Annotated in this window: 22 protein-coding genes; 15 read left to right on the top strand and 7 right to left on the bottom strand. The window is 70.8% G+C overall.

Annotated elements, in window-relative coordinates:
* Window positions 1-7: 7 nt before the first annotated feature.
* Window positions 8-1,192 (bottom strand): serpin family protein, encoded by a 1,185-nt coding sequence (locus ACQHII_RS17575; protein ID WP_427920181.1) that lies wholly within the window; start codon window positions 1,190-1,192, stop codon window positions 8-10.
* Window positions 1,193-1,319: 127 nt separating this feature from the next.
* Between ACQHII_RS17575 and ACQHII_RS17570 the strand changes: the two genes are divergently transcribed.
* The 6 genes from ACQHII_RS17570 (at window position 1,320) to ACQHII_RS17545 (ending at window position 8,177) form a co-directional block, all read left to right on the top strand.
* Entirely contained in the window at window positions 1,320-2,642 is a 1,323-nt protein-coding gene (locus tag ACQHII_RS17570; protein ID WP_427920180.1) for a DUF4190 domain-containing protein, read from the top strand.
* Between the two features lie 147 nt (window positions 2,643-2,789).
* The gene (locus tag ACQHII_RS17565) at window positions 2,790-3,542 is read left to right on the top strand and encodes a GntR family transcriptional regulator (protein WP_019072017.1); all 753 of its coding nucleotides are present in this window, start codon (window positions 2,790-2,792) and stop codon (window positions 3,540-3,542) included.
* A 394-nt stretch (window positions 3,543-3,936) separates the two neighbouring features.
* A complete protein-coding gene (locus ACQHII_RS17560; RefSeq protein WP_019072018.1) occupies window positions 3,937-4,128 on the top strand; it encodes an SPOR domain-containing protein in 192 nt (63 codons plus the stop codon).
* Window positions 4,129-4,150: 22 nt separating this feature from the next.
* Window positions 4,151-4,603, top strand: a complete 453-nt coding sequence (locus tag ACQHII_RS17555; protein ID WP_427920179.1) for an NUDIX domain-containing protein — start codon at window positions 4,151-4,153, stop codon at window positions 4,601-4,603.
* Between the two features lie 199 nt (window positions 4,604-4,802).
* Window positions 4,803-5,234, top strand: coding sequence for an ATP-binding protein (locus ACQHII_RS17550; RefSeq protein ID WP_427925336.1), 432 nt, complete (start codon window positions 4,803-4,805; stop codon window positions 5,232-5,234).
* Window positions 5,235-5,510: 276 nt separating this feature from the next.
* Window positions 5,511-8,177 carry a SpoIIE family protein phosphatase gene (locus tag ACQHII_RS17545; RefSeq protein WP_427920178.1) on the top strand — a complete coding sequence of 889 codons (2,667 nt, stop codon included), beginning with the start codon at window positions 5,511-5,513 and terminating at the stop codon, window positions 8,175-8,177.
* On the opposite strand, the gene ACQHII_RS17540 is transcribed toward ACQHII_RS17545, so the two are convergent.
* Window positions 8,164-9,675, bottom strand: a complete 1,512-nt coding sequence (locus tag ACQHII_RS17540) for a hypothetical protein (protein ID WP_427925335.1) — start codon at window positions 9,673-9,675, stop codon at window positions 8,164-8,166. The genes ACQHII_RS17545 and ACQHII_RS17540 overlap by 14 nt on opposite strands.
* A 223-nt stretch (window positions 9,676-9,898) precedes the next feature.
* Between ACQHII_RS17540 and ACQHII_RS17535 the strand changes: the two genes are divergently transcribed.
* The 5 genes from ACQHII_RS17535 to ACQHII_RS17515 all read left to right on the top strand — a co-directional run bounded on the left by ACQHII_RS17535 (window position 9,899) and on the right by ACQHII_RS17515 (window position 13,786).
* Window positions 9,899-11,005, top strand: coding sequence for a hypothetical protein (locus ACQHII_RS17535; RefSeq protein ID WP_427920177.1), 1,107 nt, complete (start codon window positions 9,899-9,901; stop codon window positions 11,003-11,005).
* A gap of 501 nt (window positions 11,006-11,506) precedes the next feature.
* A complete protein-coding gene (locus ACQHII_RS17530) occupies window positions 11,507-12,052 on the top strand; it encodes a DUF4232 domain-containing protein (protein WP_427920176.1) in 546 nt (181 codons plus the stop codon).
* Between the two features lie 146 nt (window positions 12,053-12,198).
* Window positions 12,199-12,477: a hypothetical protein gene (locus ACQHII_RS17525; RefSeq protein ID WP_427920175.1), complete on the top strand. Its 279-nt coding sequence runs from the start codon at window positions 12,199-12,201 to the stop codon at window positions 12,475-12,477.
* A complete protein-coding gene (locus tag ACQHII_RS17520; RefSeq protein ID WP_427920174.1) occupies window positions 12,474-13,466 on the top strand; it encodes a phosphotransferase family protein in 993 nt (330 codons plus the stop codon). Before ACQHII_RS17525 ends, ACQHII_RS17520 begins: the two co-directional genes overlap by 4 nt.
* Window positions 13,463-13,786: a hypothetical protein gene (locus ACQHII_RS17515; protein WP_427920173.1), complete on the top strand. Its 324-nt coding sequence runs from the start codon at window positions 13,463-13,465 to the stop codon at window positions 13,784-13,786. Before ACQHII_RS17520 ends, ACQHII_RS17515 begins: the two co-directional genes overlap by 4 nt.
* On the opposite strand, the gene ACQHII_RS17510 is transcribed toward ACQHII_RS17515, so the two are convergent.
* From ACQHII_RS17510 to ACQHII_RS17495, 4 genes are read right to left on the bottom strand one after another with little or no spacing between them, the layout of a single operon-like run.
* Entirely contained in the window at window positions 13,767-14,537 is a 771-nt protein-coding gene (locus ACQHII_RS17510) for a succinate dehydrogenase/fumarate reductase iron-sulfur subunit (RefSeq protein WP_427920172.1), read from the bottom strand. The two genes, ACQHII_RS17515 and ACQHII_RS17510, sit on opposite strands and share 20 nt — an antisense overlap.
* A complete protein-coding gene (locus ACQHII_RS17505) occupies window positions 14,534-16,477 on the bottom strand; it encodes a fumarate reductase/succinate dehydrogenase flavoprotein subunit (protein WP_427920171.1) in 1,944 nt (647 codons plus the stop codon). Before ACQHII_RS17505 ends, ACQHII_RS17510 begins: the two co-directional genes overlap by 4 nt.
* A complete protein-coding gene (locus ACQHII_RS17500) occupies window positions 16,477-17,298 on the bottom strand; it encodes a hypothetical protein (RefSeq protein WP_427920170.1) in 822 nt (273 codons plus the stop codon). The genes ACQHII_RS17505 and ACQHII_RS17500 overlap by 1 nt, the downstream gene beginning before the upstream one ends.
* Window positions 17,299-17,328: 30 nt before the next feature.
* Window positions 17,329-17,619 (bottom strand): hypothetical protein, encoded by a 291-nt coding sequence (locus tag ACQHII_RS17495; protein WP_427920169.1) that lies wholly within the window; start codon window positions 17,617-17,619, stop codon window positions 17,329-17,331.
* 292 nt (window positions 17,620-17,911) lie between these two features.
* Between ACQHII_RS17495 and ACQHII_RS17490 the strand changes: the two genes are divergently transcribed.
* The 3 genes from ACQHII_RS17490 (at window position 17,912) to typA (ending at window position 22,846) form a co-directional block, all read left to right on the top strand.
* Entirely contained in the window at window positions 17,912-20,098 is a 2,187-nt protein-coding gene (locus ACQHII_RS17490; RefSeq protein WP_427920168.1) for an ABC transporter family substrate-binding protein, read from the top strand.
* Window positions 20,099-20,173: 75 nt separating this feature from the next.
* Window positions 20,174-20,785: a hypothetical protein gene (locus ACQHII_RS17485; protein ID WP_427920167.1), complete on the top strand. Its 612-nt coding sequence runs from the start codon at window positions 20,174-20,176 to the stop codon at window positions 20,783-20,785.
* Window positions 20,786-20,938: 153 nt separating this feature from the next.
* Window positions 20,939-22,846, top strand: coding sequence for a translational GTPase TypA (gene typA / locus ACQHII_RS17480; RefSeq protein ID WP_427920166.1), 1,908 nt, complete (start codon window positions 20,939-20,941; stop codon window positions 22,844-22,846).
* Window positions 22,847-22,900: 54 nt separating this feature from the next.
* Here the strand turns inward: typA and ACQHII_RS17475 are convergent, their stop codons facing one another.
* The gene (locus tag ACQHII_RS17475) at window positions 22,901-23,644 is read right to left on the bottom strand and encodes a class I SAM-dependent methyltransferase (RefSeq protein ID WP_427920165.1); all 744 of its coding nucleotides are present in this window, start codon (window positions 23,642-23,644) and stop codon (window positions 22,901-22,903) included.
* A gap of 85 nt (window positions 23,645-23,729) precedes the next feature.
* Here ACQHII_RS17475 and ACQHII_RS17470 point away from each other — a divergent pair, with 85 nt between their 5' ends.
* The gene (locus ACQHII_RS17470) at window positions 23,730-24,125 is read left to right on the top strand and encodes a VOC family protein (protein ID WP_427920164.1); all 396 of its coding nucleotides are present in this window, start codon (window positions 23,730-23,732) and stop codon (window positions 24,123-24,125) included.
* Window positions 24,126-24,356: the final 231 nt, after the last annotated feature.

Below are 24,356 nucleotides of genomic sequence, written 5' to 3'. Positions count from 1 at the left end.
CGGATGATCAGCCCTGGTCGTCGGGGAACGGCTCCGGTTCCGTGACCCAGCCGGCCGCCAGCACCAGCCGTGAGTGGCGGTGCAGGGCGAGGAAGGCGAAGGGGCGGTCGAAGCGGGCGGTGACGGTGGTGGTCACATGGCGGAGGTCGGGCAGGCCGCCGGGGACGGCGGCGACCGCCGACACCGCCGCCGCGCGGAAGCCGAGCGCGCCGAACCTCGCCGTCGTCGCCTGCTCGGCCGACCCGATCGCCAGCGGGGAAGGGCTGATGCCGGAGAAGTGGCCGCGCGTGGAGTCCCGTGCCGTCGTGAGCCCGAACAGGCGGTGCAGGCGCAGCAGATCGTGCCGCGCGGTCAGGTCGTACGCGACCGTCGTGACGTCGAGGGTGGGCGGCCGTGGGCGGGTGGAGCGCGTCCGCTCCACCCGCAGGCCCGGTCCGGGGTCTCCGTAGGGGAGTTGGTCCCCGGGTACTACGGGATGACGGCGGTCCAGGATTCCCACGCCCGCGCCCAGCACCTGGGCGGGTGTCATCCGCTCCTCCCCGAGCAGGAGGTGGACGTCGATCGCCGCGTCGCCCAGGACCTTCAGCTCGGTGACATGGCCGTCAGGTGTGTCCGCGACGCCGACGCGGTCCAGGAGGGCGGTCTCGCGGCGCAGGCCGAGCAGGACCCGGCCGCGCCAGTACGTGCTCTCCAACGGCACCTCGGTGAACGGCCGCAGCCACTCGGTGCGCAGGGCCAGCGCGCTCGCCAGCACCAGTTCGGTGGCGTCCGTCAGCGCGAGCGGCATGCGCTCGATCAGTCCGCCGGTCCGTTTCGCCGCCCACGCGTCCAGGGCCGCGCGGTCGGCCTCGGGGTCCCCGGTGAGCACTCCGTGCGCCTCGGCGGGCAGCCCCGCCGCCCATGCCTCGCGCAGCTCCACGGTCCGCTTCGTCCACAGCCCGAGCGCCGCGTCGACTCCGCGCATCGCCGTCAGCCCGGCCAGCAACTCCCGTGCGGCGGCGGCCGATTGGCCGACCGGCAGTCCCACCGCGTCCGCCAGCTCCGCCCTTGCCGCTCCCTCGGCGCCGTCCGCGAGCAGGGCCAGCAGCGGCCACACCCCGGCCGCCGAGAACACCGTGCCCCCGCAGGCGGCCCCGGCCCAGCGCGCGGCAAGCGCGTTCACCGCCCGGACCGTCGTCTTAGAAACCCGCATTCCGCCCCCGGTCACCTCGTGCTTAACATGCGCGAGTCGTACATCAGTTCCGCACCTGAAGATCTCCGGCTCCGCGGCGAAGCCCGCCCGCCGAAGATCCCCCGCCTGAACCAGGAGCACGGTACCCGTGTCCATACCCCCGCCGCCGGACCACGAAGGCCCCCAGGACCAGCCCCCGGGCCCGGCTCCTCTCCCCCAGGCGCCCGCCACCCCGTACAACCCGTACGCCCCGCCGCCGGAGGACACCCACGGGACGGCACAGCCCCAACCCCCTTACGGGGTACAGCCGCAGCCCCCGTACAACCCGTACACCCCGTACCCCCAAGGTCCCCCGCCCCCGTACGCCCCCTACGGGCCCCAGCCCTACCAGACCTGGTCCCAGGGCTACAGCCCGTACAACAACCCCGCGCCCCTCAACGGCATGTCCATCGCCGCCCTCGTGCTCGGCATCCTCTGCTGCATACCGGGCGTCGGTCTGGTCCTCGGGCTGATCGGGCTGAACCAGACGAAGAAGCGGGGCGAGCGCGGCCGGGGCATGGCGGTGGCCGGCATCGTGCTCTCGTCGTGCGGGCTGGTGCTGTGGGCGCTCGGAGTGGCCGGCGCGGCGACCGGCTTCTTCGACGACGTCGAGGTCGACGGGGGGAACAGCGCGAGCGCCTCCCCCGGGAAGGGCCAGTGCTTCGACGCGCCCAGCGGTTCGCTGGAGGGCATGGCCTACGACTTCGACGTGGTGTCCTGCGCGGGCGAGCACGACGGCGAGGTGTTCGCCGTGGTGCGGCTGAGCGGCGACTCGTACCCGGGGGACAAGAAGGTCACGGCCACCGCGGACGACCGGTGCTACGCGCTCCAGGACTCCTACGCGATGGACGGCTGGGCCGTGCCCGACGACGTGGACATCTACTACGTGACCCCGACCGCGGAGAGCTGGAGCCTGGGCGACCGCGAGATCACCTGCGCGTTCGGCAACAGGGACGAGGAGGCGAGTCTGCCCGGCGGTTCGCTGCGCAACGACGCCACGACCCTCGACGCGGACCAGGTCGCGTACCTGAAGGCGGCCCACGTCCTCAACGCGGCACTCGACTCGGCGCCCGACGCGCAGTACGTCGAGGACGACCTGCCGGGGCACAGGGCATGGGCGGGCCGGGTCTCGACCGCGCTGACCCGGCAGGCCGATCTGCTGGAAGGCCGTCAGTGGCCGAGTGCCGCCGCGAAACCGGTCGCGGACCTGGTCAAGGACCTGCGGGCGGCGCAGAAGCAGTGGGCGAAGGCGGCCGGGGCCTCCGACGCCGACGAGTTCTACGGGCACTACGACAAGGGCGCCGAGCTCATCGACCCCCATCTGTCGGTCACCGCCCGCAAGGCTCTGGGGCTCGCCACGACCCCGCCGCCGTACGACGACAGCGACAGCGGAGGGGACAGCGGAGGAGGCGATACCGGTCTGGAGGTGTGAGGGCCTCTATAGCGGGGAGAAACTGCCTGGGTAAAGCCCACGCCGGGCACAAGTCATCACATCGAGTGATTCTCTGGCCTTTGCTTGCATGGCACAACCCACGGTTGCCAGGCTGTTGCTGTCTGTACAACCTGATGGGAGCGGCCAGTGACATTCGGTGAGCAGCCGGCGTATCTGCGCGTCGCGGGTGATCTCCGCAAGAAGATCGTCGACGGCAGGCTGCCCCCGCACACCCGGCTGCCCTCGCAGGCCAGGATCCGCGAGGAGTACGGCGTCTCGGACACGGTCGCTCTCGAGGCGCGCAAGGTGCTGATGGCCGAGGGTCTGGTCGAGGGCCGCTCCGGCTCGGGGACGTATGTGCGCGAGCGTCCGGTGCCGCGCCGTATCGCCCGCTCCGGGTTCCGGCCGCCGGCCGGCGCGACACCGTTCCGGCAGGAGCAGGCCGACGGCGAGGCGCGCGGCACCTGGGAGTCCAGCAGCGAGCAGACCGAGGCCGGCGGAGCGATCGCCGAGCGGCTCGGCCTCCAGGCCGGCGAGCGCGTGATGCGCACGAAGTACGTGTTCCGGGACGCCGGCGAGACGATGATGCTCTCCACGTCCTGGGAACCCCTCGCCGTGACCGGCCGTACGCCCGTGATGCTGCCCGAGGAGGGCCCGCTCGGCGGCATGGGGGTCGTCGAGCGGATGCGGGCCATCGACGTCGTCGTGGACAACGTCACGGAGGAGGTCGGCGCCCGGCCCGGCCTCTCCGAGGAACTGCTCGCGCTGGGCGGTGTCCCCGGGCATGTGGTCCTCGTCATCCAGCGCACGTACTACGCCTCGGGGCGCGCGGTGGAGACGGCCGACGTGGTGGTCCCGGCCGACCGCTACCGGATCGCCTACCACCTGCCCGTGAAGTGATCGCCCACCGCCTGCCCGTGAGGCAATGCACCGACTTCCCGTGAAGTAGCGCGCTGAGTAGCGAGTTGGGCGCATTCCAGATGAAGTAGCGCAACTTTCCCGGCACTTGTCGCCGGAACCGGTCAATCCGCCCTGTCTTTGGGGCCGTTGCATTCCGGTCTTTCTCGCAGGTCGCTCACAGGACCTGTAGCGTGCCTCCGACCGGATGCATCGAGGTGCGTCAACGGCGCGTTCGTTGTCGTGCGCCCCCTCCGTCGTGGCTGGTTGCGTACCTCTTTGTGAAAAGCCGTATTCGCTGCGTGAAGGTTAGGCGTAGGCTCCGGCATATGCGGATTGCGGTTTCCTTATGGGGTGGGGCACGGCACGAACCGCGAGCGGGAAGCGGAGGGGCGCGATGAACGACGGCACGATCACTCTTCCCTGGCTCGTGATACGGCAGGACGACAACGGCAATCGCTACCGCGTGGGCAGGTACGCCACCCGCGCCGAGGCCCAGAAGATCGCGGACAGCCTCGACGACCGCAAGCACAAGCAGCTCTACTGGGTCGAGCGGATCGGGCAGAACGGGGACGCCACCCGCAACTGACGCACCCCGTAGGCTCCGGCGCATGACGACACGGATCGTGGTGGTCGGAGCCGCCCTGTTCGACGACGACCTCGACGGCGACTTCGGCGACGACGGTGACGGCCGCGGCGCCCGGCTGCTCGCCGCCCGCCGCAGTGCACCCCCCGAACTGGCCGGCCGCTGGGAACTCCCCGGCGGCAAGGTGGAGCCCGGCGAGCGCCCCGACGCCGCGCTGGTGCGCGAACTCCGCGAGGAACTCGGCGTCGACGCCGAGACCGTCGCCCGCGTCCCGGGGGAGTGGTCGCTGAAGCCGCCGTACGTCCTCCAGGTCTGGACGGCCCGGCTGCTCCCCGGTTCGCCCCGCCCGCTTGCCCTCCAGGACCACGACGAGCTGCGCTGGCTCGCCCCCGCGGACGTCTGGAGCGTCGACTGGCTCGACCAGGACGTGCCCGCCGTACGGGAGACGCTGGCGCTGCTCGACGCCGGGGCGCGCTGAACCCGTCGTAGGCCGGGACGAGCCGGGTGTGCGGAACCCGCCGTAGTTCGTGGCGGACGGGCGCACCGGATTCCTGTGGGGCGCGAGGTGGTGGAGTGCGCCGGGATCGGTGTACGCCGTTCGTGCCACAGTGCGCCCTCCGGGACGGTACCGGGCCCTTGATATCGGGTATGTGCCCATTAACCCCATGAAATCGGACATGGGTGTGCTGGGCCGGCCCCGGGATGTGATCGGCTTGATCGACACCGAAGGCGACTGCGCCGAGTGGACCTTTCCCGCCGACCCCGGAGCCGTCCGCACCGCGCGCTCGGCCGTCCGCGGTCAGCTGCGCGACTGGGACCTCACCGCCCTCGCCGACATTGCCGCGCTGCTGGTCAGCGAACTGGTGACCAACGCGCTGCGGCACGCCACGGGCCCCATCGGCGTCCGCCTGGTGCGCCCCGCCCGCCCCGGCGGCGTCCTGCTCGTCGAGGTCTCCGACCCGCTCCCCGACCCGCCGCGCGAGCGCGTCGCCCGCCCCGAGGACGAGAGCGGACGCGGCCTCCAGCTGGTCGCCGACGCCTGCGTCCGCTGGGGCACCCGGCCCGGGGAGACGGGCAAGACGGTGTGGTTCGAACTCGAGGTGCCGTGATGGACCCGGGCCGGTGCGCGGGCGCACGCTCCTGTACGGACCGGACAGTGGTGTCCATCGATTGGTCAAGGCCTGTGACGGTTGTCGATCGGCGTGGTTCGACTGCGTGTCCGCTGGTTAGAAGACTGGGAGTGTTGTCGCGGGCAGGTCCGAAATGCATCGGGATTGTCCTGTGATCGTGAACACCGTGTTGTGGGGCGCCGTAGTGCTGGATACTGCGGGCAGCCGCCCCCGGTGACCGGTGCCGGACGCGGTGAGCTGGAGGGGACGGTTCGCGTGAGCGAGATACCAGCGAAGGCCACGGAGTCCGAGGACCCGTCGGGCGGCGCGAGGGCTGAGGCCGTGGGCTTCGCCGACGTGCCCTCCGCCGACGCCATGTCCGTCGGCGACGCCATGTGGCAGAGCAGCCCGCCCGGCTCGATCTACGACTACATCAAGGTCGCCTCCTTCTCCATCGGCCCCGACGGGCTCGTCGACCAGTGGAGCCTGCGGGCCGAGCAGCTCTTCGGCATCCCCACGGAGCACGCCGTCGGCATGGACCCCATCGAGGCGTTCGTCGACCCCGCGCTGCGGGAGCGCGGCCAGCGGAAGATGGCCGAGATCCTGGACGGCCGGGAGTGGACCGGAGTGGTGCCCTTCCGGGTGCCGGAGAGCGCCGAGGGCGATCCGGGCAAGGAGGGCCTCGCCGAGGTCTATGTGATGCCGACCCGGACCGAGGAGGGCGAGCGGGCCGCCGTCTGTATCGTCGTCGACGTCCGGATCCTGCGCCGGATAGAGACCGATCTCGCCGCTTCGCAGTCGATATTCGGTCAATCTCCGTTCGGGTTCCTGCTGATCGACCCCGACCTGCGGGTCCGGCGCGCCAACCAGCAGATCGCCAACACCTTCGGCGGCACCCCCGACGACCACCGAGGCAGGGGCGTCCAGGACTATCTGCAGAGCCCCGAGGCCGAGCGGGTCACCGCGACCCTGCGCCGGGTCCTGGAGACCGGCAACTCGATAACGGACATGCATGTCACGGGCCTCGTGCCCGGCTCCGAGGAGCGCCGGCACTGGTCCATCAACCTGTACCGCGTGCACAGCGGCAGCGGGCGCCCCATCGGCATCGCCTGGCTCGGCACCGATGTCACCGCCCGCCGCGCCGCCGCCCGCGAGGCCGCCTCCGCGCGGCGCAATCTCGCCCTTCTGAACGAGGTCGGCGCCCGCATCGGGAACTCCCTCGACCTGGAGACCACCGCCCGCGAACTCCTCGACATCGTCGTCCCCGGCTTCTGCGACCTGGCGACCGTCGACCTCTACCAGGGCCTCCTGGCCGGCGACGAGACCCCGCCCGGCCGGGCCGACGGCAGCGCGGAGGTGCGCCGGGTGGCTTTCGCCAGCGCGGTCTCCGACGCCCCCTTCGCCGGCGGCGGCGCACCCGTCACGGTGGGCGCGGTCCACCACTACCCCTTCAACTCGCCCTGCGCGGACGCCCTGCGCACCGCCCGCCCGCAGTACGTCCCCGCCGAGGAGAACGGCCCGGTCCAGTCCACGCTGGCCGTGCCGATGGTCGCCCACGACACCGTCGTGGGACTCGTGCAGTTCGCCCGTACGAAGGGCAGCGAGCCGTTCGGCGACCGGGACCGGGATCTCGCGGTGGAACTGGCGGCACGGGCCGCCGTCTGCATCGACAACGCGCGCCTGTACCGCCGTGAGCACGAGCGGGCGTTGATACTGCAACGGTCGCTCCTCCCGCCCGGCGACCCGGAGGCCTCCGGCCTCGACATCGCGTGTCGTTACCTTCCCGGGAACGCGGCGACGGAGGTCGGCGGCGACTGGTTCGACGTCATCGAACTGCCAGGCCACCGCACGGCGTTGGTGGTGGGTGACGTGATGGGCCGCGGACTGCGCGCGGCGGTCGCGATGGGCGAACTGCGCACGGCGGTCCGCACCTTGGCCCTCCTGGACCTCGAACCGGCCGAAGTCCTCTCGGCGTTGGACGAGATCGCGCGCGGGCTCGGCACCCCCGGCGGCGTCCAGCAGGCCACCCGGGCCGCCCGCCGCCCCCGCGAGGCCGACCTCTCCGAGGTGTACCTCGCGACCTGCATCTACGCGGTCTACGACTCGGTGACCAGGCGGTGCACCTTCGCCAACGCGGGCCATCTCCCGCCGGTCCTGGTGGAACCCGGCGAGGCGGCGCTGATGCTCGACGTGCCGCCCGGCATGCCGCTCGGCGTCGGCGGCGAGCCCTTCGAGGAGGTGGAGGTCGAACTGCCCGAAGGCGCACTGTTGGCGCTCTACACGGATGGACTGGTCGAATCCCGCGATCACCCCCTCGACGAGGGCCTCCAGGCCTTCGTGGGCGCCCTCACCGACCCCAACCGCCCGGCGGACGACGGCCGTCCGGTCACGGCGGCGGCACTCAACGCCGAGACCCACCGCGACCTGGAGGACGTCTGCGACCACGTCCTCAGCACCCTCGACACCCACCACGGCGAGGACGACATCGCGCTGCTGATGGCCCGCGTCCAGGGCCTGCCCGAGGACTCCGTCGGCGACTGGACCCTCCCGCGCGAGCCCCGCAGCGTGGGCCGCGCCCGCGAGTACGCACGCGCCCGCCTCCAGTCCTGGGACCTCGAACCCCTCATCGACACAACGGAGTTGCTGGTCAGCGAACTGGTGACAAACGCGCTCCGGTACGGCGAGGGCGAGATCAGGCTACGGCTGTTGCTGGACCGCACCTTGGTGTGCGAGGTCTGGGATGCCGGGCTCGTCCAGCCGCGCCGCCGCCGCGCCCGCGACACGGACGAGGGTGGCCGAGGCCTACAGCTGGTAGGCCTCCTGTCGGCGGCCTGGGGCTCACGCCGGACCCCACGCGGCAAGACGGTCTGGTTCGAACTGCCCTTGCCGGACGGCGAGACCGGGATGGTGGATCCGGCGGAGGCGCTGCTCAGTCTGTTCTGACGGAGTTGGAGGCGGACTCACTCGGGTCGGGTTCCCCGCGTTTCCTCGTGCCCGGTCCGCCGAAGGCGGGCGGGGGTCCGCCGTCCGGGTTCTCGCCGAGCAGGACTCCGCCGAGGACGGCTCCGGTCGTGTGCTCGGTGGTGCCGGAGTAGGGGTTGCCGTGTACGCGGACGTCCTGTTCGGCCAACTCCCGGGCTGCCAGGGCGGGTTCGGCGGCTGCGGCGGGGTCGGTGTCGAGCAGGCGTTCCGCCTCCGCCAGGAGGGTTCGCGCGCCGGCGCCCACCGCACCCCGGTGCGTCGCCACGAAGTCGTCCGCCGCCCGGACGTCGGCCCGGCCGACCAGCCACGCGGCGGCACCGAGCACCCCGTCCTGCCCGGCGCCCAGCGCCGACGCGGCCCGCACGATGCTCCGCAGGGCGGCGAGAGGGTCGTACGGACGGTCGCCGGTCAGTTCCTCCCGTACGGCGGCGAGGGCGGCGTCGGTGTCGGCCAGGAGGGAGCGGGGCGCGCCGCCGTTCGCCGTCCCGGTGGCCGACCGGGTCCTCACCGCCTCCGCGCCGGTGAGCGCGGGCGGGATCAACTCGGTGGCTCTGGCGAGGGAGTCGGCCAGCTCGTCGACGTCGGTGAGGAGGGTGGCGGCCTGGCCGATGGCGCCCTCGGCGGCGCGGAGGTCGCGCACCGCCTGTTCGGTTCGCCCCAAGTCGGCTGCCTGGCGGGCCTGGTTGAGATGGGTCGTGGCGAACACCAGGCGGTCCTTGGCCTGTTCGACGTATCCGGTGACTGTGGTGGTGGCCGAGGCCGGGAAGTGCGCGTGCAGGTCGGCGAGTTCGGCTTCCACCGCCCCCGTACGGCCGGTCAGTTCACGGAACCGGCCCTCCGCGACCTCCAGCGCCTCGCCCATCTCCCGCTCCAGCGCCCGGAGTCGATCGAACTCCGGGGCTGCGGCGTCCAGGCGCCGTCCGACCTCGGCGCACCGTCCGACGATGCCGGCGAGGGCTTGCCGCCGGGCCGTTTCCTCTGCGCGGACCCCCGGAACCTCCGGGACGCCCCGGCCGTAGCGCAGGTGTATCGCGAACGCGGCGGCGAGTTCGCGCTCGGCCTCGTGCAGGGCCCGGTGGAACGGTTCGACGAGGGCCGGCCCGAACCGGGCCTCGGCGAAGGCGAGTTCGGCCCGGCTGGTGCGTATGCAGTCGTCGGCCTGGACGAGTGCGGCACCGGCCTGCCGTTCGAGTACGGGCAGTGGGGTCACCGGGGGCCGGGGCGACACCACGGGCGGTACCCCGGGTGACACCACCCCGGGAGTCGTACGGGTACGGGCCCTACGGGTGCGCCGTACATACCCGTACCCCGCGAGTATCCCCGCGCCGCCGACGGCGACGAGCGGCAGGACGAGGTCGGCGGCGGACGTCCCGTCGGCCGCCTGCCCGGCGGCGGCGTCCCGCTCCGCGACGGGCCCGGCCCGGGTGGCCGCAACCGGAACCTCCGCGTTGATCGTCATCACCGGCAACACCAGCCACACGACCCCGGCCGCACCGCCCAGCACGGCATGCGCCACCCGCACGGATATGTGAGAGGCCGCGCGTCGCGGCCGGCCGCGTATCAAGGATGACGTCACATTTCGGAGCGTATGAGCAGGATTACGGACGCGCGACCGGGGCGGGACGTGGGGGTGTGCCGGTGACGGGTGGGGTGCGGGGTACGGCTACGGGAGGGGAGACGCCGTGACGGAACACGCAGGGGGTACGGGTACGGGTACCGGGAGAGACGAGGGTCCTGAGGTCGCCGACGGCGATATACCTCCACAAGCGCCGCCGCAGGGAAGGAAGTGGGCCCGCTGGACCCGCCGTACCGCCCTCGCGCTCGTGCTCCTCCTGGTCCTCCCCGTCCTCGCCGCCGAGATCGCCCTCCGCGTGAACTACACCGGTGACCCCGCGGACGGCGCCCGCACCAGGAACCAGGACGCGATCTGGCTGGGCCACGCCTGGGTGGACGGGCGGAAGACCGACGCGGACGTGACCGCGTTGGCCCGGCGGCTGAAGGGGACCGGTATTCGTGATCTGTACGTCCATTCGGGGCCCCTGGAGCACGACGGCACCCTCCCTGAGACGGACTACCCCAGGGCCACCTGGCTGATCGAGGCCGTCCACCGTGCGCTGCCCGGCGTACGCGTGCAGGCCTGGCTGGGGGACAAGCTCGCCACCGAGAGCCCGGACGGTCTGCGGCTGCAACGGGCGGCTACCCGGACCGCGATCGTCGCCTCCACCCGCCAGATCCTCGACGCCGGTTTCGAGGGCGCCCACTTCGACCTCGAACCCCTGCACTCCGGCGACCGCGACTACCTCGACCTCCTCGACCGGCTGCACGACGTCACCGAGTCCCGGAACGCCCAACTCTCCGTCGCCGCCCACCAGATCGACCCGCTCCCCGCCTTCCACTCCTTCTGGGGCACCGTCACCAACCACCCCAAGTGGTGGTCGCAGGCGTACTTCGGTCAGGTCGCCCGCCGGGTCGACCAGATCGCCGTGATGTCGTACGACACGATGCAGCCCCTGCAGAGTCTCTACGGCGGCTATGTCGCCCAGCAGACCTCGCTCGCCCTGGAGGTCACCCCGGACTCCACCGATCTCCTCATGGGCCTGCCCTTCTACCACGAGAACCGGTTCGGCCACCGGGGCGCCGCCGAGACCGTCCCCGCCGCCGTCCGGGGCGTACGCCTCGGCCTGTCCCGCACGGACGCGGACCGCGCGAACTTCGGTGTCGCCCTGTACGTGGACTTCGCGGCGACGGAGGCGGACTGGACGGCGTACCGGGAGGGTTGGGTGCGCTGAGCCTCCAACTCTTTTTTGTGCGACAGGACATGACGGAGGGTCAATAGCGGCGCACCCGGTCGGCCGGGTGCCAGTCGCCGTGGGCATGGGTGGGGGCCCGCACACCACGGCGTGCATGCGTCGGCCTTACGAGGCATTCAGGGGGCCGAGCGTCGCCGCGCCGACTGCTCACTTCCCGGACCATTCGCCGCTCACTTGACCGGCCCCGCGCACAGGGACCCGGCCCTCGCCCTGCCTCACCTGCCACTCACACGGGCCGGCACCGTACGCCGTATTCCAGTCGGCGTTCCAGGCTTCGGGGGAATTCGCAGGTCAGGTGGCGTTCCGGTGTTCCAGCGTCCCGTAATCGGCCGTCGGCCTCGCATCTGGGACGACCGTGCCCACAGTCTTGGGCCGTCCGCCCCGGCAGCACTCGCCGCACTCCGGCAACCGCCGCTCGCCGTACTCCGGGCATCCGCAGAGCCGGCACAGAACCGGCATCCACAGAAAAGGCAGTCCGTCATGCGTATCCTCAGCCGCCGCACCGCTCGTACCCTCGCCCCCTCCGTCCTCGTCGCCGTCCTCGCGGCGGCCGGTGTGCAGGCGGCGGCCCAGTCGGCCGACGCCGCTCCCAAGCGGGCCGCGGCGATCAAGGCCTGCACCACGGCCCACATGAAGGTGACCGTCAGCCCGGTGACCCGGCCGGTCAACCACCTGTTGCTGAAGGCCACCAACACCGGCACCAAGCCCTGCTACGCCTACGGCGCCCCGTACCTGCGGGCCGGCGCCGATGCCCAGGCCGCGGTGGGCTGGGACGAGGACTCCGTCCCGCAGTCGGTGGTCACCGTGAAGCCCGGCAGGTCCGCCTACGCGGGGATCACCACCTCCACGCCCGACGGCGTGGGGGGCTACAAGGCCAAGACGCTCGGCGTGTTCTTCGCCAACCGGGCGCTCGACGGCTCGGTCGGCCCGGAGAAGACCCTGAAGCTGCCGCACCACGGGGTCTACTTCAACAGCGCCGCCACGGTCACCTACTGGCAGAGCAGCATCGAGAACGCGCTCTACTGAGCCACCGAGCCGCCCGGCCGAGGCGCGTACCGACACCGTCCGCCCGAGAACTGCTCACTTCCCAGACCGGATGACTGCTCGATGTAAAACGGGTGCTGTTCACAGCCCGGGGTGCGATGATCCGTCGAGCCTGGAGGGGGTGGGCCATGTTGTGGACGGTGCTCGGCGCGCTGGCCTGTGTGCTGGTGGCGGTACCCGGAGCGATCGCGCTGACGACCGGTTGGCTCCCGCGGCGGCTGCGGGTCCATGTCGTGCAACCGGGATTGTGGGGATGCGGCGGATTGCTGACGGCCGCCGGCCTGGCGACGGAATGGTCCCTGCGGTGGCTGACGGCCGTCGACTTCTTCGGACTACTGGGCTTCGCCCTGATCGTCCTCGGCTTCGTGTGCCAGTCGCGCGCCCGCCGGCATCCCACGCCCCGGTGACCGCCACCCGCAGAACCCTCACCCGCACCGACCTGGCCCCGCTGTCCCGTGCCGCCCTCGGCCGCGTCCCGACCACCGTCACCCGCATCCGGGGCGGTTCGAAGAAGGGCGTCTACCGCCTCGTCTTCGAGGACGGTACGACCGCGGTGGCCTACGTCTGGTCAGCGGACGAGGACCTCTGGGACGCCGGCCCCGGCGACCCACGCGACCCCTTCTCCCACGCCTCCGGCCTCGCCCTCTTCACGGCGGCGGCCGACCGCCTCGCCGCGGCCGGTGTCCGCACGCCCCGGCTCCTGCACGCCGACCCCACCCACACTCACCTCCCGGCGGACGCGGCGCTCGTCGAGGACCTCCCGGGCGGCACCCTGGAGGACCTGCTGGACCGCGACCCGGCCGCCGCACCGAAGGCCCTGGAGCGGATGGCGGCCCTCCTCACCACCCTGCACACCTGCACGGGCCCGCGCTTCGGCAAGGTCGCGGTGGTCGACAACGGCGTTTCCTCGTACGGGAGTTCATGCGAGGAGCTCGTCGTGGCCCGCGCCCTGGGCGACCTCGACGAACTCCCCGCCCGCGACCCGCGCGCAGCCGCCGCCCACCCCCAACTGGCCGACGCCGTAAGGGCCCTGGCCGCCCGCGTCCGCCCCCGCACCTCGCCCCCCGCCCTCATCCACGGCGAACTCGGCGGCGACCACGTCCGCGTGACCGCCGACGGCGACCTCGCCCTCATCGACATCGAAGGCCTCATGTACTTCGACGTCGAATGGGAGCACGTCTTCCTCCGTCTGCGCTTCGGCCACCACTACGAAGCCCTGCGCACCGAAGGGCTGGACGAGGACCGGCTCCACCTCTACCGCCTGGCCATGCATCTCTCCCTGGTGGCAGGCCCGTTGCGCCTCCTGGACGTCGGTGACTTCCACGACCCCGAGTTCATGCGGGGCATCGCGGAACACAACCTCCAGCAGGCGCTGTCTCTCACGGAGTGGACATGAGTGACGTCGAAGTGGCCGTGGCCGTGCTGCTGATCGCCGTGCTCGCCGTCGTCGGCGTCGGCGCGATCACGCGCGGCTGGACCCCGCTCGTCCGCCGACGCAGCATCGCGCGCCCCAGGTTGTGGGGCTACGGCATCCTGGTCAGCGACGCGGGCCTGGCCTGGTTCATCTTCTTCGGTCCGTATCCGAGCCCCCATTCGCACGGGCTCCTCGCGATGGCCGGCACGTTGGTGATGATCGCCGGGATCTTTGTCCAGCAGGCCGCCTGGAAACCGGGGGAATCCGGGGAATCCGGGGCCCCTACGAAGAACGCCTCCTGATCTTCGACCCCAGCCACACCAGCGGGTCGTACTTGCGGTCGACCGCCCTTTCCTTCAAGGGGATCAGCGCGTTGTCCGTGATGTGGATGCCCTCGGGGCAGACCTCGGTGCAGCACTTGGTGATGTTGCAGTAGCCGAGGCCGTGTTCGTCCTGGGCGGTCTTCTTGCGGTCCAGGCCGCTCTCGGATGCCGCGTCCAGCGGGTGCATGTCCAACTCCGCGACCCGCATGAGGAATCGGGGTCCGGCGAACGCCGTCTTGTTCTCCTCGTGGTCACGGACGACATGGCAGGTGTCCTGGCACAGGAAGCACTCGATGCACTTGCGGAACTCCTGCGAGCGGTCGACGTCCTCCTGCATCATCCGGTACTCGCCGGCGGCGACGCCCTGCGGCGGTACGAACGCCGGAACCTCCCTGGCCTTCTGGTAGTTGAAGCCCACGTCCGTGACGAGGTCGCGGACGACCGGGAAGGCCCGGAGCGGGGTGACGGTGATCGTCTCCTCGCGGGTGAACACCGACATGCGGGTCATGCACATCAGCCGGGGTCGCCCGTTGATCTCCGCCGAGCACGAACCGCACTTGCCCGCCTTGCAGTTCCAGCGCACGGCGAGGTCGGAGGCCTGGGTGGCCTGGATGCGGTGGATGATGTCGAGGATCACCTCGCCGTCGTTCACCTCGACCTCGAAGTCCTCCAGGCCGCCGCCCTTGACGTCCCCCCGCCACACCTTGAAGCGGGCCTCGTAGCTGCTCACTCGTAGAGCTCCTCTTCGGCGAGGTACTTGACCAGCTCTTCCTTCTCGAAGAGGGCGAGCAGGTCGGCGCGGATGGGGTCGGTCGTCTCACGGGTCAGGGCGATCTGCGCGGCCACCGGGTCCGTTGCGCCCAAACCGCCCGTGGGATCGGTGAGTTGGCAGATCAGGTTGATGCGGCGCCAGTCGCGGTTCATGCCGGGGTGGTCCTCGCGGGTGTGTCCGCCGCGCGACTCGGTGCGCTCCAGCGCGGCCCGCGCCACGCACTCGCTGACCAGCAGCATGTTCCGGAGGTCGAGCGCGAGGTGCCAGCCCGGGTTGAACTGCCGGTGGCCCTCGACTCCCGCCCGGCGGGCCCGTACCCGAAGATCCGCCAGTTTCTCCAGCGCCTGCTCCATCTCGCCCTCGCGGCGGATGATGCCGACGAGGTCGTTCATGGTCTGCTGGAGTTCCTGGTGGAGGGTGTACGGGTTCTCCGGCGGGCGGCCGTTCTCCTTGCCGGGTTCCGGCCCTTCGGCGGAGAAGGGGCGCAGTGCCTCCGCCGCCGCGAGGTCCACCTCGGTGTCGTCGACCAGCGGGCGGCTGTCCGCGAGGTCGGCCGCGTGGTCCGCCGCGTGCCAGCCGGCCCTGCGGCCGAACACCAGCAGGTCGGAGAGGGAGTTGCCGCCCAGCCGGTTGGAGCCGTGCATGCCGCCGGCCACCTCACCGGCCGCGAACAGTCCCGGTACCCCGCGTGCGGCGGCCGTGTCCGACTCGACCGCGATGCCGCCCATCACGTAGTGGCAGGTCGGCCCGACCTCCATCGCCTCCGCCGTGATGTCGACGTCGGCCAGCTCCTTGAACTGGTGGTACATGGACGGGAGTCGGCGCCGGATCACCTCCGCCGGCATACGGGTCGACACGTCCAGGAAGACCCCGCCGTGCGGTGAGCCGCGGCCCGCCTTCACCTCGGAGTTGATGGCGCGGGCGACCTCGTCGCGCGGGAGCAGTTCGGGGGGCCGGCGGTTGTGGTCCGGGTCCTCGTACCAGCGGTCGCCCTCGGCCTCCGACTCGGCGTACTTCTCCTTGAAGACGTCGGGGATGTAGTCGAACATGAACCGCTTGTTCTCGGAGTTGCGCAGCACCCCGCCGTCGCCGCGCACCGACTCGGTGACGAGGATGCCCTTCACGGACGGCGGCCAGACCATGCCGGTCGGGTGGAACTGCACGAACTCCATGTTGAGCAGGGGCGCTCCGGCGAGCAGTGCCAGCGCGTGGCCGTCGCCCGTGTACTCCCACGAGTTGGACGTCACCTTGAAGGACTTGCCGATCCCGCCGGTCGCGATCACCACGGAGGGCGCTTCCAGGACGAGGAAGCGGCCGGTCTCGCGCTCGTAGGCGAAGACCCCGGAGACACGGCTGCCGTCTTTCAACACCCGTGTGACCGTGCATTCCTGATAGACCTTCAGGCGGGACTCGTAGTCGCCGGTCTCCTTCTTGTCCTCCTGCTGGAGGGACACGATCTTCTGCTGGAGCGTGCGGATCAGTTCGAGTCCGGTGCGGTCGCCGACGTGGGCGAGGCGCGGGTACTCGTGGCCGCCGAAGTTGCGCTGCGAGATCCGGCCGTCCTGGGTGCGGTCGAAGAGGGCGCCCCAGGTCTCCAACTCCCAGACCCGGTCCGGGGCTTCCTTCGCGTGCAGCTCGGACATGCGCCACTGGTTGAGGAACTTGCCGCCGCGCAGGGTGTCGCGGAAGTGGACCTGCCAGTTGTCGCCGGAGTTGACGTTGCCCATCGCCGCCGCGATGCCGCCCTCGGCCATCACCGTATGGGCCTTGCCGAACAGCGACTTGCAGATCACCGCCGTACGGGCACCGCGTTCGCGCGCTTCGATGGCGGCCCGCAGACCGGCGCCACCGGCACCGACCACGACGACGTCCCACTCCTGTCGCTCGACCACGGACATCAGAAGAACCTCGGATCGTTGAAAGCGCCGGAGGCGACCAGGTACACGTAGAAGTCCGCGAGCGCCACGCTGATCAACGACGCCCAGGCGAGCTGCATATGACGGTTGTTCAGCTTCCCGACGAACTGCCAGGCCTTGTAGCGCACGGGATGCTTGGAGAAGTGCTTGAGCTTGCCGCCGACGATGTGCCGGCAGGAGTGGCAGGAGAGGGTGTACGCCCAGATCAGCACGATGTTGGCCACGAAGACGAGGGTGCCCAGGCCCATGTGGCCCCAGTGGTAGTGCTCGTCGCGGAAGGTCAGCACGGTGTCGTAGGTGAGCGTGCCCGCCACCAGCAGGGCCGCGTAGAAGAAGTACCGGTGGACGTTCTGGAGGATCAGCGGGAAGCGGGTCTCGCCGGAGTACTTCTTGTGCGGCTCGGCCACCGCGCAGGCCGGCGGAGAGGCCCAGAAGCCGCGGTAGTAGGCCTTGCGGTAGTAGTAGCAGGTCAGGCGGAAGCCGAGCGGGAAGATCAGGATGATGATGGCGGGGGAGATGCCCCACCAGCTCCCGAAGAGGTCGGCGTTCGGGCCCGCGTGCATGGTGCCACACCGCTCGGCGAGGCAGGGCGAGTAGAACGGCGAGACGTAGGGCGCCGAGTAGTAGTTCGAGTCCGCGAAGGCCCGCCAGGTCGAGTAGACGACGAAGGCGAGCAGTCCGGCGGCGGTGACGGCCGGGGCCAGCCACCAGCGGTCGGTCCGCAGATGCGGGGCGTCGATGGCGGCGCGCGTACCGGTGCGTACGCCGCCGCTGTTCGGATGAGGTTCCGTACCAGTGGCCAAGTCAGGACTCCGGTCGGTTTCTAGGGACGCTCAGTGGCCGGGACCGTGATGGGCGCCGAGTCCCTCGTCGTCCGTGTCCGTCCACAGGGTGTTGTCGTAGGGGGTGTCGGGGATGGGGACGAGATCGGGGCGCCGGGGGCGCTCGATCCTTGGTGCGGCGTCGCGCAGCAGCGCGACGCTCTCGCGCAGGCGGTCGGCGTCGGCTTTGACCCTGCGCATCTCCAGGCCGCCGCTGCCGAATTGCTGTTCCAGCCGTCCCACCGACCTGAACAGGTCTTCAAGACAGCGTTGTACTGACGTCAGTTCGTCGTGCACGGACATGACGTGACCTCACTTCCGCGGGCCTCGGCCCTGGACGGCAACGTTCATGCGCCTGCGAGTGTTGCGCGTCACACCTGCCGGTGGGAAGCGGTGTGCACGGATTGGCCGGGGTGCGTTGGTGTGTACGGGGGCAGATTCGAACATTGCGCCGCACGGGTGGGCTTCCCGGCGCCCCTCGCCGTGTCGCCCCACAGGGCCGAACCGTTTCCTCTTCAGTGGCCGCATAGATCTGATCAGCTCCATATACCACCAAAAGTGATCAGAAGCCCGCGGCTTACCGGAGGTAGCAGTGATGTCCCACGACGGCGTCGGACTGCGCGCGGTCATGCGCTCGGTCGCCTTCCTCACCGCGGGCGCGCTCGCGGTGCCCATCCTCTCGGCGTGCAGTTCCGAGGACGCGTCGGGCAAGCCGCTGGCCGCACAGGACATCGCGCCCGTCGCGCGTGACCTGGTCGCCGACGGCGGCACCCTGCGCTGGGCCGTCGACGACGTACCCGAGACCCTCAACGCCTTCCAGTCGGACGCCGACGACGCCACCACCCGCGTCGCCCAGGCCGTCCTGCCCGCCATGTTCCGGCTCGACGCGCAGGGCCGCCCGCAGCGCGACGCCGACTACCTGGAGTCCGCGAAGGTCGTCGACACCTCGCCCAAGCAGGTCGTCCTCTACAAGCTCGACCAGCAGGCCGTGTGGAGCGACGGCCGCGAGATCGGCGCCGCCGACTTCGCCGCCCAGTGGCGCGCCCTGTCCGGCAAGGACTCCGCGTACTGGACCGCCCGCAACGCCGGCTACGACCGCATCGAGAAGATCGAGCGCGGCGCCAACAACCTCGAGGTCAAGGTCACCTTCAGCAGGCCCTACGCCGACTGGAAGTCGCTGTTCTCGCCGCTGTACCCCAAGGACGTCATGGGTACCCCGGACGCCTTCAACGACGGGGCGCGCCGCAAACTGAAGGTCACCGCCGGAGCGTTCGCCCTGCAGAAGGTCGACCGCAAGGACGAGGAGATCGTCCTCGCCCGCAACCCGCACTGGTGGGGCAGGCCCGCGAAGCTCTCCCAGATCGTGCTGGCCGCCGTACCACTGGAGAAGCGGGCCGCCGCGCTCGCCGACGGCACGGTCGACCTGGCCGCCGTCGACCCCGCCGACGCGAGCCGGATCGCGCTCGCGGGCCGCGCCAAGGGCACCGGCACCCCGCTCCAGGGCGCGAGCGCGAGCGCCACGGGCGACACGGAGAACAAGGACGAGAACAAGGGCGAGAGCCCCAAGGAGAAGAAGAAGCTCAGCAAGAAGGAGCGCAAGGCGCTCGCCAAGTACCTGCGCCAGCAGGACGAGTTGAGGGCCTTCACCGTCCGCCGCTCCTTCGAGCCCGCCTACACGCAGCTCGCCCTGAACGGCTCCGAGGGCCCGCTAGCCGACGAGCGCGTCCGGCGTGCCGTGGCCCGCGCGCTCGACCGGGAGGCACTCGCCAAGGTCGTCCTCACTCCGCTGGGCCTGCCCGCCGTACCGGTCGGCAGCCACCTCGCGCTCTCCGGGCAGGCCGCGTACGCCGACAACAGCGGCGCGCTCGGCGACCACGACACCGCGGAGGCGCAGGCGCTGCTCACCGACGCGGGCTGGGTGGCCGGCGGACCGGTCAAGGAGAAGGGGGAGAAGGCGGCCGGCGCCGAGGGCAAGAAGGGCAAGAAGTCCGACGACGATGCCGCGTCGGAGGGCGGCTCCGACGGGCAGTACATCGTCGGCGAGGACAACAAGGACCCGCAGGACCACACCAAGAAGCACGGGCACGGCGACGAGGGCTCCAAGCACCTCGCCGACGGCAAGCAGTACGACGGCCGCAAGGTGAAGCAGGGCGGGGCGCCCGGCGCGTACGCCCCGAAGGGCACGGCCGCCCCCGCCGGCGCGAAGACCGGCACGCTCGCCAAGGACGGCAAGCCGCTCACCCTGCGCTTCGTGCTCCCCTCCGGCACCGGCTCGGAGTCGCTGAGCGCGGTCGCCGACAGCATCTCCCGCATGCTGGAGAAGGTCGGCATCCGCACCGAGATCACCAAGGTCTCCGACGACAGCTACTTCAAGGACCACATCGCGTCCGGCCAGTACGACCTCGCCCTCTACTCCTGGCCCGCGTCCGCCTACCCCGCCACCGACGCCCGCCCGATCTTCGCCAAGCCGGTCCCGGCAGCCGACGGCTCCCTGAACGTCGAGCAGAACTACACCCGCGTCGGCACCGACCAGGTCGACCAGCTCTTCGACCAGGCCGCCTCCACCCTCGACGAGGACGAGTCCGCCGCCCTCGTCCGCAAGGCCGACGCCCGCATCTGGGCCGCGGCCGGCTCCATCCCCCTCTACCAGCGCCCCCAGCTCACCGCGGCCCGCAAAACCATCGTCAACGCGGGCTCCTTCGGCTTCCAGACGCCGGTCTACGAGGACATGGGGTTCCTGAAGAAGGGAGCCCACCCCTCGGCGAGCCCGTCCAAGGGCTAGCATCACCGCAGATGACGAGCACGGCCGCCGTCCCGCTTCCGAAGCGGGGCGGCGGTTGTCGTACGGGGGTGGGTTGTGCGGGGTTGGGGTGCGGCGCTGACCGCGGTGGTGATGCTGGGCACGGCCGGCTGCGGAGCCGCGGCCACTGACGACGGGCGATCCACCGCCGGGGCGGCCACGATCTGCGCGCACGGGACGTACCAGTGGTCCGGGATCCAGCGTCGGCAGAAGGTGACCGCGCTCGCGGACCCGGTCACCTTCCCCAAGGGGACCGAGCACTACGAGTCGAGCCTGAAGCCCGTCGACGACACCGTCTACCGGGTCACCGTGCCCCACGTGCCCAGGGGCGTCGGCGCGGCCCGCGTGGTCGAGGCGCTGGGCGACCGGCTCAGGACGGACGAGCCCCTGGCCGATCCGTCGGAGGTGGTGCGGCCCGAGCGGTCCCAGTACTTCGAGGACACGGGGGATCTGGAGGGCCCGTACTACTCCTGGGGATGGATCGGCCTGGTTGAGGCCGATTTCACTTACACCTGTGGGTACAACGCGCCGGTGCGAGGCCATGTGCTGACCTGGGAGACGGTCGGTGAGGGGTTCCTGCCCTGCTCCGAGACCTCCGACGGCGCTGCCGGCCGTAGCGCGGGGCTGCGGCTGTGCCCGGCCGGAACGGCGGCGGGCGAGTCCGCCTGACCCCTCCCGCCGCCGCCCGTAAGGCCCTGCGGAGGCCCCTTCCCCGTACGCCACGTACGATGGGGTAAGGCCGTGGCGTGTCCAGCCCGGCAGGGTCCGCGTAACACAGACGTACGCGCAGGCCTTCCTCACTCTCCGGGAGTACGCCGCAATATGGCCACGCGCCACGACATCCGCAACGTCGCCATCGTCGCCCACGTCGACCACGGGAAGACGACCCTCGTCGACGCCATGCTGAAGCAGGCCGGTGCCTTCGCCGCGCACGCCGCCGAATCGCTCGACGACCGCATGATGGACTCGAACGATCTGGAGCGTGAGAAGGGCATCACGATCCTGGCCAAGAACACGGCCGTGAAGTACCACCCGAAGGATGGCGGAGACGTCATCACCATCAACATCATCGACACCCCGGGCCACGCCGACTTCGGTGGCGAGGTCGAGCGCGGTCTGTCGATGGTGGACGCGGTGGTGCTGCTCGTCGACGCCTCCGAGGGCCCGCTGCCGCAGACCCGCTTCGTGCTGCGCAAGGCGCTCCAGCAGCGCCTGCCCGTCATCCTCTGCATCAACAAGACGGACCGCCCCGACTCCCGGATCGACGAGGTCGTCAACGAGACCTACGACCTGTTCCTGGACCTGGACGCGGACGAGGAGCAGATCGAGTTCCCCATCGTCTACGCGTGTGCGCGGGACGGCGTCGCCTCGCTGACCAAGCCGGAGAACGGCACGGTCCCGCAGGACAGCGACAACCTGGAGCCCTTCTTCTCCACGATCCTGTCGCACGTGCCGGCCCCCCAGTTCGACGAGGAGGCCCCGCTCCAGGCGCACGTCACCAACCTGGACGCCGACAACTTCCTCGGCCGTATCGCGCTGCTCCGCGTCGAGCAGGGCGAGCTGCGCAAGGGCCAGACCGTCACGTGGATCAAGCGCGACGGCACGATGTCGAACGTGCGCATCACCGAGCTCCTGATGACCGAGGCGCTCACCCGCAAGCCGGCCGAGATGGCGGGCCCCGGTGACATCTGCGCCGTGGCCGGTATCCCGGACATCATGATCGGCGAGACCCTGGCCGACCCGGAGAACCCGATCGCGCTGCCGCTCATCACGGTTGATGAGCCGGCGATCTCCATGACCATCGGTACGAACACCTCGCCGCTGGTCGGCCGCGGCGGCACCGGAAAGGGCGCCCAGGCGAAGTCGGCGGTCAAGGACCGCAAGGTGACGGCCCGTCAGGTCAAGGACCGCCTCGACCGCGAGCTGATCGGTAACGTCTCGCTGCGCGTCCTCGACACCGAGCGCCCCGACGCCTGGGAGGTGCAGGGCCGCGGTGAGCTGGCGCTGGCCATCCTGGTCGAGCAGATGCGCCGCGAGGGCTTCGAGCTGACCATCGGCAAGCCGCAGGTCGTCACGCAGATCATCGACGGCAAGGTGCACGAGCCGGTCGAGCGCATGACGATCGACGTGCCCGAGGAGCACATGGGCGCGGTCACGCAGCTCATGGGCGTCCGCAAGGGCCGGATGGACAACATGTCCAACCACGGCTCGGGCTGGGTCCGCCTGGAGTTCGTCGTCCCGTCCCGCGGTCTCATCGGCTTCCGTACCGAGTTCCTCACCGGTACGCGCGGCACGGGCATCGCCCACTCCATCCACGAGGGCCACGAGCCGTGGTTCGGTGTGCTGACGACCCGTAACAACGGCTCGCTGGTCGCCGACCGCGCCGGCGCCGTCACCGCCTTCGCGATGACGAACCTCCAGGAGCGCGGTGTGCTGTTCACCGACCCCGGCACCGAGGTGTACGAGGGCATGATCGTCGGCGAGAACTCGCGCGCCGACGACATGGACGTGAACATCACCAAGGAGAAGAAGCTCACCAACATGCGCTCGGCCGCCGCCGACTCCTTCGAGGCGATCGTCCCGCCGCGCAAGCTCTCCCTGGAGCAGTCCCTGGAGTTCTGCCGCGACGACGAGTGCGTCGAGGTGACCCCGGAGGCCGTCCGCATCCGCAAGGTCGTCCTCGACCAGAAGGAGCGCGGCCGCTCCGCGAGCCGCGCCAAGCACGGCTGATCGGCCTACAGGGCCCAACTGAGCCCGGGCACCCCCGAGTTGGGGTGCCCGGGCTCAGTGCGTCGGCCGTGCCACGGTGATGATCTCGGGACTCGCGGCCGTGAGCGGTCCCCGCTCCCAGTCGCCGTACTGCTCGACGACCGCCAGCCCGGCCCCGGCGAGGAACTCCGACAGGGCGCCGCAGTCCAGGAACCGCAGGGTCGACCGGCTCACCTGAGGCCGTGGCCAACACCCACCCTCGAAGGTCTCGGTGAACGTCACCCGGTCCTCCGCGGCCGGCACGGTCTCGACCTCGTGCCACACCTTTACGACACTGCCGTCCGCGTCGGTGAGTTGGCGGGCCCGGTCCGGTGTCCAGCTCTCCCAGGCGCGCGCCGCCGGATTCCGCGTCTCGAACACGAACCGCCCGCCGGGCGTCAGCGCGTCCCGCACGGCACGCAGCGCGAAGCGCAACTCCTCGTCCTGGACCAGGACTTGGAACGCGTGCCCGGTCATCACGACAAGGTCGAACTCGGCGCGCCAGGCCGCACTCCGCAACTCCCCGAGCACCCACTCGACACCGGGTTCCCGCCGGCGCGCCTGAACGAGCATGGCGGCGGCGGGATCGATCCCCGTCAGGCGCCCCCCGTGTCCCTCGCCTCGGGCCCGGTGCAGCAACTTCCCGGTACCGCACCCCACATCGAGCACGGCCCGCGCGGCCATCACCAGGTCCAGATAGAAGTCGTCCCCCGCACCCCACGGATTGAGTCCGTCGTACAACTCGGCAAGCGACATGTCCCCGAATGACCGATCCACCACCGATTCAGCCTGCCACACCCACCCCACGGGTATGCGGGGCCGACCCGCATTCTTGACGGGTTCTCAACTGCGGAGGAGGTGGCGGGTGTTGCTGCACCACGTCGAGTTGTGGGTCGCGGACCTGGAGCGGGCGGCCCCGCAGTGGGGGTGGCTCCTGGAGCGCCTCGGCTGTGAGCCGTACCAGAACTGGCCGGCGGGCCGGAGCTGGCGGACGGGGGAGACGTATGTCGTGATCGAGCAGTCACCGGCGCTGCGCCCGGCCACCGGCCACGACCGGATGCGGCCGGGGCTGAACCATCTGGCCTTCCATGTCCGCGGTGGCCGCGCCGAACTCGACGCGTTGGTGGCGGCGGCACCCGGGCACGGCTGGATCCCGATGTTCACGGAGCGGTATCCGCACGCGGGTGGTCCGGATCACTGTGCCGCCTATCTGGAGAACGGGGACGGTTTCGAGGTCGAGTTGGTGGTGGACGCCATGTGAAGCCGGGGCTCGGCCGAATAAAGGGTTATCCCTTGTCCTGGTCAGGAATCCGCACAGGCCCCTCGATCCGCACTACTCTGCCGTTGGCGTGATCCTGTCCATGTCCTGTCCGGTGCCGTTGAAGGCCGCGGACCTGCGGGCGTGTTGATTGCACAGCGGTCGCTGAACCGCAACTGGATTTTCACGCGCTCCGCGTTCGGCATGCGGACATTCAAGCCCGATAAATATGTA

Source organism: Streptomyces sp. cg40 (assembly GCF_050320165.1).
Lineage (GTDB): Bacteria > Actinomycetota > Actinomycetes > Streptomycetales > Streptomycetaceae > Streptomyces > Streptomyces hokutonensis.
This window is presented reverse-complemented; position numbering and strand designations above follow the sequence as displayed.

Coding starts and splice junctions, on each gene's coding strand:
- ACQHII_RS17575 (WP_427920181.1), bottom strand. CDS start 1,192: ATGCGGGTTTCTAAGACGACGGTCCGGGCGGTGAACGCGCTTGCCGCG.
- ACQHII_RS17560 (WP_019072018.1), top strand. CDS start 3,937: ATGAACGACGGCACGATCACTCTTCCCTGGCTCGTGATACGGCAGGAC.
- ACQHII_RS17555 (WP_427920179.1), top strand. CDS start 4,151: ATGACGACACGGATCGTGGTGGTCGGAGCCGCCCTGTTCGACGACGAC.
- ACQHII_RS17550 (WP_427925336.1), top strand. CDS start 4,803: ATGGGTGTGCTGGGCCGGCCCCGGGATGTGATCGGCTTGATCGACACC.
- ACQHII_RS17540 (WP_427925335.1), bottom strand. CDS start 9,675: ATGACGATCAACGCGGAGGTTCCGGTTGCGGCCACCCGGGCCGGGCCC.
- ACQHII_RS17530 (WP_427920176.1), top strand. CDS start 11,507: ATGCGTATCCTCAGCCGCCGCACCGCTCGTACCCTCGCCCCCTCCGTC.
- ACQHII_RS17525 (WP_427920175.1), top strand. CDS start 12,199: ATGTTGTGGACGGTGCTCGGCGCGCTGGCCTGTGTGCTGGTGGCGGTA.
- ACQHII_RS17515 (WP_427920173.1), top strand. CDS start 13,463: ATGAGTGACGTCGAAGTGGCCGTGGCCGTGCTGCTGATCGCCGTGCTC.
- ACQHII_RS17505 (WP_427920171.1), bottom strand. CDS start 16,477: ATGTCCGTGGTCGAGCGACAGGAGTGGGACGTCGTCGTGGTCGGTGCC.
- ACQHII_RS17495 (WP_427920169.1), bottom strand. CDS start 17,619: ATGTCCGTGCACGACGAACTGACGTCAGTACAACGCTGTCTTGAAGAC.
- ACQHII_RS17490 (WP_427920168.1), top strand. CDS start 17,912: ATGTCCCACGACGGCGTCGGACTGCGCGCGGTCATGCGCTCGGTCGCC.
- typA (WP_427920166.1), top strand. CDS start 20,939: ATGGCCACGCGCCACGACATCCGCAACGTCGCCATCGTCGCCCACGTC.